Source organism: Nocardiopsis suaedae (assembly GCF_027706745.1).
Lineage (GTDB): Bacteria > Actinomycetota > Actinomycetes > Streptosporangiales > Streptosporangiaceae > Nocardiopsis_A > Nocardiopsis_A suaedae.
Genome location: NZ_JAQFWP010000021.1, coordinates 38,685 through 50,391, shown reverse-complemented (window position 1 = coordinate 50,391; position 11,707 = coordinate 38,685). Strand labels below are relative to the sequence as shown.

Genomic DNA, 11,707 nt, shown 5'->3' with positions numbered 1-11,707 from the left:
CGGGGCAGACCCGGCGTCGCCGCGCGCACCGCTTGGCGGCCGCGCCGGGCGGCGGACGCCGTCCCCGGGGCGACACAAGGGTACCGGTCGGCGGCGGGCGCCCCGTCCCGTAGGTTCTGCTGCAGGAACGCCTGAGAGGGAAAGCCGAGGTGTGCGATGCCGCACGTGATGGCCGCCGTGCTCGCCGGGGGCACCGGGTCGAGGATGGGCGGGGCCGTCCCCAAGCAGCTGCTTCCGCTGGCCGGGCGGCCGGTGCTGGAGCACGCGGTCGCCGCGTTCCAGGACGCCCCGGAGGTGGACGAGGTGCTCGTGGTGATGGCCCCGGACCACCTGCGCGAGGCCGAGCGGATCGCGGCGCCCTTCCCCAAGGTGACCGCGGTGCTGCCGGGCGGGTCCACCCGCACCGACAGCTCGGTGGCGGCGCTGCGCGCGGTCGAGGCCCGGCCCGGGTCGGACCTGCTGCTGCTGCACGACGCGGCCCGCCCGCTGGTGGCCCGGACGACCGTCGCCGCGGCGGTGGCGGCCCTGGAGCACGCCGGCGCTGTGGGGGTGGCGGTGCCCTCCTCCGACACCGTCGTGCGGGTGGCGCCGGGCGGGGGCGGGGCCGAGGCGGTCGCCGAGGTGCCGCCGCGCGCCGAGCTGCGGCGGATGCAGACCCCGCAGGGGTTCCGGCTGGAGGTGCTGCGCCGGGCCTACGCCGCCGCGCTGGCCGACCCGGACCTGGTGGCCACCGACGACTGCGGCGTGGTGCTGCGCTACCTGCCGGGTGAGCCGGTGCACATCGTCGCGGGCACCGAGGCCAACATCAAGGTGACCCACCCGGGGGACGTGGAGGTCGCCGAGGCGCTGCTGCGCCGGGAGGCCGGGCGCGGCGCCGGGGAGGGGGAGCGATGAGCGTCTTCCGCCCCACCGAGGTCATCGGGCACCGCGGCGCCGGCCGCGGCGAGAACGGGGGGCTCCGGGAGAACACCGTGGAGTCCTACCGGGAGGCGCTGCGCACCGGCGCCGCATGGGTGGAGATCGACGTGCGCCGGACCGCCGACGGCGCGCTGGTGCTGCACCACGACGCCGCCCTGGCCGACGGGCGGCCGGTGGTGGACGCGACCGCCGCCGAGTGCGCCCGGCACGGCCTGGTGCGCCTGGAGGAGGCGCTGGAGGCCCTGCCGGAGGAGGCGGGGCTGGACGTGGACGTCAAGACGGTGATGGAGGACGCCTCCGACGCGCCGTCCCGCCGCACCGCCGCGCTGCTGATGCCGGTGCTGCGCCGGGAGGCGGCCCGGCGGCGGGTGTTCGTGTGCTCCTTCGACCCGGCGGTGCTGCTGCGGGTGGCCGAGGAGGCGCCCGGGGTGCCCACCGCGTGGATGCCGTTCGTGCGCAACCCGCTGGACCAGGCGGTGGCCGGGGCGGCCGGGATGGGGTGCGCGGCGGTGGCGATCGACGCGCGGTCCTTCGGCCTGACCGGGGAGCCGCCCCGCCCGGGGCGGCGCAGCGTGGACTACACGGTGGACACCGCGCACCGGGCCGGGCTGGAGGTCGTCTCGTGGTGCCCCGACGCCGTGGACGCGGCCCGGTTCGCGGACGCGGGCGTGGACGCGGTGGTCGCCGACGACGTGCCGGGGGTGGCCGCCGCCGTCAAGCGCTAGGCGCGCTCCTGGGACTGCTGCCGGGCGCGGGCGGTGCGCGAGTCCGCGCCCAGGCTCGGCGGGCTGGTCAGGAACCCGAGCCCCCACGACATGTGCATCGTGGCCAGCGCCACCGGGACCGACAGGCGGCCCATGAGCGGAAGCCCCGTGCCCAGCGGCACCGAGGCGGCCGCCACGGCGGCGGCGTAGGCCCCGGGCACCAGCCACGCCGGCCAGAACAGGAACCCGCCGGCCAGGCCCAGCGCGATGCCGGCGACCGCCGCCGGCGGCGCCAGGTAGCGCAGGTTGATGGTGCCCTTGTGCTGCCGGGCGACCACCCGCCGCCAGCGCCCGTAGTGGAAGTACTGCTTGGCCAGCCGCGCCGGGTCGGGGCGCGGCCGGTAGGACACCCGCATGCGGGGCTGGAACCACACGGTGCCGCCGGTCGTCCGGATGCGGTGGTTCATCTCCCAGTCCTGGGCGCGCAGGAAGGCCTCGTCGTAGCCCTCCACGCGCTCCAGCGCCGAGCGGCGGAACACGCCCAGGTACACGGTGTCGGCGGGGCCGCCCTCGCCGCCGGTGTGGAAGCGGGCGTTGCCCACCCCGACCTTGGAGGTCATGGCGGCGGCCACGGCGCGCTCCCACGGGGTCTCCCCCTCGGCGGCCATGATGCCGCCGACGTTGTCGGCCCCGGTCTCCTCCAGGGTCTCCACCGCCACCTTGAGGTAGTCCGAGGGCATCATCGCGTGGCCGTCGATGCGCGCCACGATGCCGTGCGAGGAGGCGCCGATGGCGGCGTTGAGCCCGGAGGGGGTGCGCCCGGAGGGGTTGTCCACCACGACCACGCGGGGGTCGGCGGCGGAGAGCGCGTCGGCCACCTCGCGGGTGCGGTCCGCGGAGGGGCCCACACCGAGCACCACTTCCAGCTCACCCGGATAGTCCTGGGCGAGCACGTGGCGCACCGCGGCCTCCAGGTGGCGCTCCTCGTTCAGCACGGGCATGACTACGGATACGGCCGGCCAGCTCACAGGACTTCCCAAGGGTCACTCGGTCGGGGTTCGACCGTAACGGTACTGCAACCCGCGGCGCGCTCCCGCCATGTGCCGCCGCCCCCTCCCGCGGGCAGGCCCTCCGGGAAGGGCCGTCGGACATCGGTCGACAACACGCCGGGGCCGACATGGCCGACCCATCGGTGGATTCGATGACAACCTGGATGCGCACGGCCGGAGGGCCGCGCCATCCAGGGGGCTGGAGGAACCCAGTGGGCGAGCGCAGGGGAGACGGCGGGAACGGGCACCGCGGCACGGACGGGGACGGCTTCCGCAGGGTGCGGTCCTCCCCCACTCCCCCGGCGGGCCCATCGCGCGCGCGTGGGCCCCGCGGCCCGGTGCTGCCGGGCCGCTCGGTGCGCCGCCGCCGTCTGGGCCTGCTGCTGGCCGGGACGCTGTCGGTCGTGGTGCTGCTGGCCTCGGGGACCGCCTGGGCGCTCACCGGGTGGGTGTCGGGCCAGATCAACCGGTTCGACGTGTTCTCCGGGCTGGGCGAGCGCCCCGCCCCCGGCCCCACCGGCGCGCTGAACTTCCTGGTGATCGGGTCGGACTCGCGGGAGGGGATGGACTCCTCGGCCAAGAGCGACCTGGGCGTGGGCAGCGCCGACGGGCGCCGCTCGGACACCATGATGCTGGTGCACGTCAACAACGAGCGGGACGCCGTCAGCGTGATCGGCATCCCCCGCGACTCGTGGGTGGACGTGCCCGGGGTCGGCAAGGACAAGATCAACGCCGCCTACGCCCACGGCGGCCCGCAGCTGACCGTGCGCACCGTCGAGGCCGCCACGCACGTGCGCATCGACCACTACGTGGAGATCGACTTCACCGGGTTCACCGAGGTGGTGGACGCGCTCGGCGGGATCGAGGTGTGCCTGCCCGAGCCGATCACCGACGAGAAGGCCAAGCTGGACATGGCCGCGGGCACGCACGAGGTGGACGGGCGCGAGGCGCTGGCCTTCGCCCGCACCCGCAAGACCGCCGGGGGCGACCTGGACCGCATCGACCGCCAGCAGCAGGTGATGGCGGCGCTGCTGGACAAGGCGATGAGCACGGACACGCTCGGCGACCCGTCCCGGTTCTCGGCGTTCCTGGAGACCGCGCTGGGCTCGGTCACCGTGGACAGCGGGCTGGACACCGCCGCCATCGGCGAGCTGGGCGGGCAGCTCCGCTCGGTGGGCCTGGACGACGTCTCCTTCGCCCAGGTCCCGGTGGAGGACGCCGCCTACTGGACCCCCCGCGGGGACGTGGCGGTGACCTGGGACCGGAAGGCGGCCCAGGAGATGTTCGCCCGGGTGGCGGCGGACCGGCCGCTGGACGGCTCCGCGCCCTCCCCGGAGGCCGCGGAGGGGGCCGGGGGGCGCGAGGAGGCGCCGCCGGTGCCGGGCGAGGTGCGGGTGCAGGTGTTCAACGGGATCGGCACCCCGGGGCTCGGCGGGCGGGCCGCGCGGGACCTAGAGGCGACCGGCTTCTCGGTGCCCGGGAAGGCGCAGAACTGGAGCTCCCGGAACGAGGAGGCGACCACGGTGCGCCATGGGCCGGGCGACGGGGCCGCCGCCGAGCTGGTCGCCTCCGCCGTGCCCGGGGCCCAGACCCGCGAGGACGCGACGCTGAGCGGGGAGGTGCAGCTCGTCCTGGGGTTCGACTACACGGGGGTGGTCCCGGTGGAGAACCCCGAGCCCGAGCCGGAGCCCGAACCGTCGGCCGGGCAGGAGGGGCCCCGGACGGCTACCGCCCGGGAGAACGTCTGCGACGGGTGAACCCCGGCTCGGGGGCGAAGCAGGGCTTGGGGTTGAAGCAGTAGGTGCAGTAGTCCCACTTCTCCGGGTTGGGACGCCGACAGCTCTCGCACAACCAACGCGTCATCGCCGACCACACCGCACACGCCCCCCGCAAGACGGCCGACCGATCAGCCCGGTCGTGGGGCCGATCCTAATCTAGGATCGCCCTATGGCGCTGCTATCCGAGGGAGACCGCCCGAGGCAGGTCGGCGAGGCCCTGAAACTGCTGCACGCCCAGGGCGTCATCGACGGCGTCGAGATCGGCCCGGCGGGCCCACGCCCCTACGCGGTGAAACTCGTCTCGGGGATCGTGCACATGAGCGAGGACGAGGCCGCCATGTTCGCCCTGGGGGCGGCCGTAGGCGCCTTCGGAGGGGCGGCCAAGCGGGCGCTGTGAGGCGGCCGGGGAGCCGATACCGTGGACGGTGGAGACCCGGCCCCGATCACGCGGAGGTCGCCGTGCTGCGCCAACTCCTCACCTTCCTGGCCGGGCTGGCCCTGGCCCCCGCGGTCTGGTTCGGCACCGCCTGGGCCGCGGACACCGCGCCGCAGGCCTCCGACACCGTTCCGCTGGGGGTGCTGATGGCGGCGGGCGCCGCGGGCGGGTTCCTCGTCGGGGTGCGCATCCCTCCGGTCGGCTCCCTGGCCTGCGGCCTGCCGCTGCTGGCCTACGCGCTGTGGCCGGTGGTCGCGCCGCACACGGTGTCCGACTGGATCCCCGGCGGGCTCGCCCGCCCCGACGGCCCCGCGCTGCCGTTCGCCCTGGTGCTGGGCACCCTGCTGGTCATCGCGGCCCTGTCGCCGTCCCGGTGGCGGCGGGACCGGCGCTCCCCCGCTCCCGCCCCCGCCCCGCCGCCGACGGCCGATCCGGCCCCGCCGGAGGGCCCACCGCCCCCGGGGGCCGTGCCCCCGCCGGCGGAGCCCGCCGGCCCCGCGGCCCAGGGCGCCGACCCTGAGCGCACGACCATCCCGTTCTCCCGCAAGAGGTAGCCTGGGGCCCACTACCGCCGCAGGACACGCGCGCCCCGCCCCTCCTCCTCGTCCCGCGTCCGGCGCCGCCGGCTTCTTGGCACGCCCCGGGGTTGCCCCCGCCCCGGTTCCGGAAACACCTTCCTGTACGACGCCTGCCGGCGACCGGGTCGACGGGGCCCCGGGACCGGCCGCCCGCGCCGGTACTACGATGCTTTGCCGGTCGTAAGGAAGGACGGACCATTGGTCTCTCAAGCGCTCACCAGGATCTCGGTGATCGGCACCGGCTACCTCGGCGCCACCCATGCCGCCTGCATGGCCGAACTGGGGTTCGAGGTCATCGGCCTGGACGTCGACCGGGCGAAGGTGGAGAGCCTGTCCGCGGGCCGGGTCCCCTTCTACGAGCCGGGCCTGGAGGAGGTGCTGGCCCGCAACCTGGAGTCCGGGCGGCTGCGCTTCACCACCGACTACGACGAGGTGGCGGCCTTCGCCGACCTGCACTTCATCTGCGTGGGCACGCCGCAGCGGGACGACTCCGGCGCCGCCGACCTGTCCTACGTCAAGTCCTCGGTGGAGGCCCTGGCCCCCCGGCTGGACCGCCCCGCCGTGGTGATCGGCAAGTCCACGGTCCCGGTGGGCACCGCGGCGGTGCTGGCCGCCCGCATCCGCGAGCTGGCCCCCGCCGGGGACGCCGTCGAGCTGGGCTGGAGCCCGGAGTTCCTGCGCGAGGGGTTCGGGGTGGAGGACACCCTGCGCCCCAACCGCATCGTCATCGGCACCGACTCCCCCCGGGTCGAGGCCGCGATGCGCGAGGCGTCGGCACCGCAGATCGAGGCGGGCATCCCGTTCATGGTCACCGACCTGCAGACCGCCGAGCTGGTGAAGATCTCCGCCAACGCCTTCCTGGCCACCAAGATCTCCTTCATCAACGCGATGGCCGAGGTCTCCGAGGCGGCCGGGGCCGACGTGATGCAGCTCGCCAAGGCGCTGTCCTACGACGACCGCATCGGCGGCAAGTTCCTCGGGCCGGGCCTGGGCTTCGGCGGGGGGTGCCTGCCCAAGGACATCCGGGCGTTCATGGCCCGCGCGGACGAGCTGGGCGTGGAGCCCGCGCTGTCCTTCCTGCGCGAGGTGGACGCCATCAACCAGCGGCGCCGCGCCCGCACGGTGGACATCGCCCGCGCCCTGATCGGCGGCGGGTTCGCCGGGCGCACGGTCGGCGTGCTGGGGGCGGCGTTCAAACCCAACTCCGACGACATCCGCGACTCGCCCGCGCTGGACGTGGCCTCCACGATCGCGTCGCTGGGGGCCCACGTCACCGTCTACGACCCCGAGGCGCTGGAGCGCGCCGAGCGGGAGCACACCGAGTTGAACTACGCCCGGTCGATGCTGGAGGCGGTGCGCGACGCCGAGGTGGTGCTGCTGCTCACCGAGTGGTCCGAGTTCCGCGACGCCGACCCGGAGGAGCTGGGCAAGGTGGTCGCCGAGCGCAAGATCGTGGACGGGCGCAACGTGCTCGACCCCGCGCACTGGCGCGCCCGCGGCTGGACCTACCGGGCGCTGGGCCGCCCCTGAGCGGCCGCGCCCCCGGACCGCCGCCGCGCCGATACGCCATGGCTACCGAGCGGTAACCCGGCAGAGACCCCGCCCCTGAAGGCTGGGCGGACATGAGAAAGCGAAACAATTTCATGTTCGCCCTCGCCCTCGGGACCGCGCTCGGCGCGCCGACGGCGGTCGCCGCCCCTCCGGCGGCCGCCGCCGACGCATCGGACGCCCCGAGGATCGCCACCTACAACGTCTTCTTCATGTCCGAGAACCTGTACCCCAACTGGGGGCAGGACCGGCGGGCCGACCTGATCGCCGAGGACGGCGTGGTGTCCGGCCAGGACGTCGTCGTCCTCCAGGAGGCCTTCGACAACTCCTCCTCCGAGCGGCTGATCGACAACCTGTCCGGGGAGTACCCCTACGCCACCCCCGTGGTGGGCCGGTCCACCGCCGGGTGGGACCGCACCGACGGCTACCGGTGGGAGACCTCCGAGGACGGCGGGGTCGCCGTGCTCAGCCGCTGGCCCATCGTCCGCCAGGAGCAGTACATCTACGAGGACGCCTGCGGCGGCGACTGGTTCTCCGGCAAGGGCTTCGCCTACGTGGAGCTGGACACCCCGGACGGCCCCCTGCACGTGGTCGGCACCCACCTGCAGTCCGAGGACGACGGCTGCGCGGGCGACCTGGACGTCGACGTGCGCTGGTCCCAGCTCGACCGGATCGCCACCGTCCTGGAGGACAAGGCCGTCCCCGACGACGAGCCCGTCTACGTGGCCGGGGACCTCAACGTGATCGGCGGATCGGCCGAGTACGAGGCGATGATCGGCCAGCTCGGCGCCGTCCGCCCGGACTACACCGGGCACGCCTACTCCTTCGACACCGCCACCAACTCCATCGCCGCCGACCGGTACGGCGACTGGCCCGGCGAGCAGCTCGACCACGTGCTGCCGATCGCCAACGGCGCCGCCCCGGCCGCCTACACCAACCGCACCGAAGAGGTGCACAGCGAGCCCTGGACCGTCACCTCCGGCGGAAAGGACTACACCTACACCGACCACAGCGACCACTACCCCGTCTTCGGCGGCTAGACGCGGTGCGTCCATGCCGATGATCTCGACGATCGTGCTGTCAAAATCGCCGAAATGGCAGCACTTTCGTCGAGATCAACGCCGTCCCCGGGCACAATGGCCCCATGAGCGGCTACCGGGAACCGAGCGACGACGAGATCCGCGACATCCTGCGGGGGTGCGAGGTCTGGGCCGTGGTCGGCCTGGGCGGCGACCCCTCCCGGCCCGCCTACGGCGTCGCCGGGTTCCTGAAGTCCCAGGGCAAGCGCATCGTCCCGGTCCACCCGTCGGCGGCGACGGTGCACGGCGAGCCCGGCTACGCCTCGCTCGCCGACGTCCCCTTCCGCATCGACACCGTCGACGTCTTCCGCCGCTCCGACGCCGCCGGGGCCGTCGCCGACGAGGCGCTGGCCCGCGACGACGTGCGGGCGGTCTGGTTCCAGCTCGGCGTGGTCGACCACGGTGCGGCCGCCCGCGTGCAGGCCGCCGGGCGCGCCATGGTCATGGACCGCTGCCCGGCGATCGAGTGGCCGCGCCTGATGGGATGAACCCCTCCCCCCGGGGACCGGGTTCGGCCGCCCCCGCCGGGGGTAGGGCAGGCGCATGCGAGCACCGCGCACCCCCCGCACCGCCTCCGACCGGACCGCCGCCCGCAAGGCGCTCGCCGCCGAGCACGGGTGGACCTACACCGCGCGCGACACCCGCGCCCTGCGGGGCTGGCCGCGCACCGCACTGCCGCCGGGGCCGCTCGGCAGTGTGGTGGACGAGGTGTCCGGGGTGCACCGGGGCCGCGCCTTCCGCCTCTTCGACTACCTGTACGGCCCCGGACCGAACGCCCTGGTGGTGCACGCCCTCGAGCTGCCCGCCCGGCTGCCCTACGCCTACGTGCAGGACCGCGAGGGCGGAGCGCACGACCTGTACGCCGAGGCCGCGGACCGAAGCTTCGCGCTGGCCCTGCTCGACGACGGCGTGCGCGCGGACATCCGCCGCGCCGGGATCGCCGACCTGGTGGTGGACGGCACCCTGCTCATCAGCACCGGCGGCGACACCGCCCCGGGCGCCGTCCTGGAGCGCCTGGACGCACTGGTCGACCTGGTCGGCCGCATCCCCGACGAGGTCTGGTCCCAGTGGGGGCGGACGGGGGCCTAGGGGGTGTCGTGTGGATCACGGCCGTAGCGAGCGGCGTCCAGGTGCGTTCATCGCAAGAACGCTGTGTTTCCCGAAAAGCAGGGGAGTCAGCCTGGGTGCGCTGTCGACCGATGAGGACGCAGCGAGGGGCGTGCCCGGGCGTCGCGCAGTAGGCCGTGACCCGCACAACACCCCCTAGGGCGCGAAGCCGACCTTCGGGCCGCCCGCCGCGGCCTCCTTGCGCAGGCGCTCGCCCTTGGCCTGGGCCAGCCGCTTGAGCTCGGCCTGGAACTCCTCCATGCGCCCGCGCAGCTCCTCGTCGCCCGAGGCGAGCATCCGCACCGCCAGCAGCCCGGCGTTGCGGGCCGCCCCCACGGCGACCGTGGCCACCGGCACCCCGGCCGGCATCTGCACGATGGACAGCAGCGAGTCCATCCCGTCCAGGTGCTTGAGCGGCACCGGCACGCCGATCACCGGGAGCGGCGTGACCGAGGCCAGCATCCCCGGCAGGTGCGCGGCACCGCCCGCACCGGCGATGATCGCCCGCAGGCCGCGGCCGGCCGCCTGCGACCCGTACTCGATCATCTCGTGCGGCATCCGGTGCGCCGAGACCACGTCGGCCTCGTAGGCGATGCCGAACTCCTCGAGCGCGGCGGCGGCATCGCGCATCACCGGCCAGTCGGAGTCGCTGCCCATCACGATGCCGACCGCCGGGGCGGACGCGTTGTCGGTCACTGGGGGTCTCCCTTGAGGTAGGCGGCCGCGTCGCGGGCGCGCGCGAGCAGTTCTTCGGGGTCGTCGCCGAGCACGGTCACGTGCCCGATCTTGCGGCCCGGGCGCACCTGCTTGCCGTAGAAGTGCACCTTCAGGCCGGGGTCCTTGGCCATGACGTGGACGTAGCGCGAGTAGACGTCGGGGTCCTCCCCGCCCAGCAGGTTGGCCATCACGGTGACCGGCGCCGCCGCCTCCGGGGAGCCCAGCGGCAGGTCCAGGACGGCCCGCAGGTGGTTCTCGAACTGGGAGGTGCGGGCGCCCTCGATGGTCCAGTGCCCCGAGTTGTGCGGACGCATCGCCAGCTCGTTGACGACCACCCCGTCGGCCGTGGCGAACAGCTCCACCGCCAGCATGCCCACCACGCCCAGCGCGTGCGCCAGCTCGATGGCGAGCTCCTGGGCGCGCACCGCCGCGTCGGGGTCGAGCCCGGGCGCCGGGGCCACCACCTCATGGCAGATGCCGTCGCGCTGCACCGTCTCCACCACCGGGTAGGCCGCCACCTGCCCGTAGGGCGAGCGCGCCACCTGCACCGCCAGCTCGCGGGAGAAGTCCACCTTCTCCTCCACCAGCAGCGGCACCTCCTCGGCGGCCGCCCGCTCCACCACGGTGCGGGCCTCGGCGGCGGTGCCGACCACCCAGACGCCCTTGCCGTCGTAGCCGCCGCGGGCCGCCTTCAGCACCACCGGCCAGCCGGCCTCCCCGGCGAAGGCCTCCACGTGCGCGGTCTCCGAGACCGGGCGCCAGCGCGGGCACGGGGCGCCCAGCTCTCCGGCGCGCACCCGCATGCGCAGCTTGTCCTGGGCGAACCGGAGCGCGTCCCGGCCGGGGCGCAGCACCACGCCCTCCTCCTCCAGGCGGCGCAGCACCGGCTCGGGCACGTGCTCATGGTCGAAGGTGAGCGCGTCGCAGGACTTGCCGAAGGCCAGCAGGTCCTCCAGCCCGCGGTCGTCTCCCAGGCGCACGTCCCCGCAGACCAGCGCGGCGCTGTCGGTCGGGGAGGCGGCCAGTACGCTGAAGTCCGCGCCCAGGGCGATGCCGGCCTGGTGGGTCATCCGCGCGAGCTGTCCGCCCCCCACCATTCCGACGCGGGGGACGGTGCGGTTAAGCTCACTCACTGTTTCCTCAACGCCTCACTAGTCGGTCCTTGCGCCGACCAGCAGTCTAATGACCGCCGTCGGGCGGGAACGGAGCGACCATGCGATTCGCGGTCGGCCTGTACCGCAGGTCCGCCCACCTCGTCCACGAGGCCGCCAAATTCGGGGCCGTGGGCGCGGTGGCCTACGCGGTGCAGCTGACCACGACCAACCTGCTGTGGTCGGCGCTGGACGCCCCCGCCCTCACCGGGCAGGCGGTCGGCACCGTGGTCGCCACCCTGGTCGCGTTCGCGGGCAACCGGTACTGGACCTTCGGCCACCGCGCCCGCACCGGTCTGGGCCGCGAATACGCCCTGTTCTTCATCATGAACGGTGTCGGGCTGCTGATCCAACTCGCCTGTCTGTGGGCGGCCGTGTACGGCCTGGGGCTGGACGGGCCTTTGGCCCGGAATATCGCCGGAAACGTGATCGGCGTCGGCCTGGGGTCGCTGTTCCGGTTCTGGTCCTACCGCACATGGGTGTTCCCCGCGGCGCCCCGGGAGCCCGAGGGCCCCGGCGAGCAGGCACGCCAGGAGGCCTGAAGGGGGCCCGAGGGGCACGTTTTCGCCCAATCACCGTTCAAAGAACGGCAAAGGGCGGTACCGGACGCCCTTCGCACCCGATATCGTCCGGGCCGCGCAC

General features: G+C 74.5%; 13 protein-coding genes. 10 read left to right on the top strand and 3 right to left on the bottom strand.

What is annotated here, in order from left to right; genetic code table 11:
- Positions 1-156 precede the first annotated feature (156 nt).
- Positions 157-894, top strand: a complete 738-nt coding sequence (ispD, locus tag O4U47_RS13170; protein WP_270678119.1) for a 2-C-methyl-D-erythritol 4-phosphate cytidylyltransferase — start codon at positions 157-159, stop codon at positions 892-894.
- Positions 891-1,643, top strand: coding sequence for a glycerophosphodiester phosphodiesterase (locus O4U47_RS13165; RefSeq protein ID WP_270678118.1), 753 nt, complete (start codon positions 891-893; stop codon positions 1,641-1,643). Before ispD ends, O4U47_RS13165 begins: the two co-directional genes overlap by 4 nt.
- Here the strand turns inward: O4U47_RS13165 and O4U47_RS13160 are convergent.
- On the bottom strand, positions 1,640-2,650 hold the full coding sequence (locus O4U47_RS13160; RefSeq protein WP_270678117.1) for a glycosyltransferase family 2 protein: 1,011 nt from the start codon (positions 2,648-2,650) through the stop codon (positions 1,640-1,642). The two genes, O4U47_RS13165 and O4U47_RS13160, sit on opposite strands and share 4 nt — an antisense overlap.
- Positions 2,651-2,883: 233 nt before the next feature.
- Here O4U47_RS13160 and O4U47_RS13155 point away from each other — a divergent pair, with 233 nt between their 5' ends.
- From O4U47_RS13155 to O4U47_RS13125, 7 genes are all read left to right on the top strand, one after another.
- Entirely contained in the window at positions 2,884-4,428 is a 1,545-nt protein-coding gene (locus O4U47_RS13155) for an LCP family protein (RefSeq protein WP_270678116.1), read from the top strand.
- A 190-nt stretch (positions 4,429-4,618) separates the two neighbouring features.
- A complete protein-coding gene (locus O4U47_RS13150) occupies positions 4,619-4,846 on the top strand; it encodes a hypothetical protein (RefSeq protein ID WP_270678115.1) in 228 nt (75 codons plus the stop codon).
- Positions 4,847-4,908: 62 nt separating this feature from the next.
- The gene (locus tag O4U47_RS13145; RefSeq protein ID WP_270678114.1) at positions 4,909-5,439 is read left to right on the top strand and encodes a hypothetical protein; all 531 of its coding nucleotides are present in this window, start codon (positions 4,909-4,911) and stop codon (positions 5,437-5,439) included.
- A gap of 222 nt (positions 5,440-5,661) precedes the next feature.
- On the top strand, positions 5,662-6,993 hold the full coding sequence (locus tag O4U47_RS13140) for a UDP-glucose dehydrogenase family protein (RefSeq protein WP_270678113.1): 1,332 nt from the start codon (positions 5,662-5,664) through the stop codon (positions 6,991-6,993).
- A 113-nt stretch (positions 6,994-7,106) separates the two neighbouring features.
- Positions 7,107-8,051, top strand: coding sequence for a sphingomyelin phosphodiesterase (gene sph / locus O4U47_RS13135; RefSeq protein WP_270678152.1), 945 nt, complete (start codon positions 7,107-7,109; stop codon positions 8,049-8,051).
- A 104-nt stretch (positions 8,052-8,155) separates the two neighbouring features.
- Positions 8,156-8,578, top strand: a complete 423-nt coding sequence (locus O4U47_RS13130) for a CoA-binding protein (RefSeq protein WP_270678112.1) — start codon at positions 8,156-8,158, stop codon at positions 8,576-8,578.
- Between the two features lie 55 nt (positions 8,579-8,633).
- Positions 8,634-9,179 carry a type III secretion system chaperone family protein gene (locus O4U47_RS13125; protein WP_270678111.1) on the top strand — a complete coding sequence of 182 codons (546 nt, stop codon included), beginning with the start codon at positions 8,634-8,636 and terminating at the stop codon, positions 9,177-9,179.
- A gap of 174 nt (positions 9,180-9,353) precedes the next feature.
- Here the strand turns inward: O4U47_RS13125 and purE are convergent, their stop codons facing one another.
- Positions 9,354-9,854: a 5-(carboxyamino)imidazole ribonucleotide mutase gene (purE, locus tag O4U47_RS13120; RefSeq protein ID WP_408638969.1), complete on the bottom strand. Its 501-nt coding sequence runs from the start codon at positions 9,852-9,854 to the stop codon at positions 9,354-9,356.
- Positions 9,855-9,889: 35 nt separating this feature from the next.
- A complete protein-coding gene (locus O4U47_RS13115; protein WP_270678109.1) occupies positions 9,890-11,047 on the bottom strand; it encodes a 5-(carboxyamino)imidazole ribonucleotide synthase in 1,158 nt (385 codons plus the stop codon).
- Between the two features lie 80 nt (positions 11,048-11,127).
- Here O4U47_RS13115 and O4U47_RS13110 point away from each other — a divergent pair, with 80 nt between their 5' ends.
- A complete protein-coding gene (locus O4U47_RS13110) occupies positions 11,128-11,607 on the top strand; it encodes a GtrA family protein (protein WP_270678108.1) in 480 nt (159 codons plus the stop codon).
- Positions 11,608-11,707: the final 100 nt, after the last annotated feature.

Bases quoted from the DNA above. Each gene is read 5' to 3' on its own strand.
- ispD (WP_270678119.1), top strand. From the start codon at position 157: ATGCCGCACGTGATGGCCGCCGTGCTCGCCGGGGGCACCGGGTCGAGG.
- O4U47_RS13165 (WP_270678118.1), top strand. From the start codon at position 891: ATGAGCGTCTTCCGCCCCACCGAGGTCATCGGGCACCGCGGCGCCGGC.
- O4U47_RS13150 (WP_270678115.1), top strand. From the start codon at position 4,619: ATGGCGCTGCTATCCGAGGGAGACCGCCCGAGGCAGGTCGGCGAGGCC.
- sph (WP_270678152.1), top strand. From the start codon at position 7,107: ATGTTCGCCCTCGCCCTCGGGACCGCGCTCGGCGCGCCGACGGCGGTC.
- O4U47_RS13130 (WP_270678112.1), top strand. From the start codon at position 8,156: ATGAGCGGCTACCGGGAACCGAGCGACGACGAGATCCGCGACATCCTG.
- O4U47_RS13125 (WP_270678111.1), top strand. From the start codon at position 8,634: ATGCGAGCACCGCGCACCCCCCGCACCGCCTCCGACCGGACCGCCGCC.
- purE (WP_408638969.1), bottom strand. From the start codon at position 9,854: ATGGGCAGCGACTCCGACTGGCCGGTGATGCGCGATGCCGCCGCCGCG.
- O4U47_RS13110 (WP_270678108.1), top strand. From the start codon at position 11,128: ATGCGATTCGCGGTCGGCCTGTACCGCAGGTCCGCCCACCTCGTCCAC.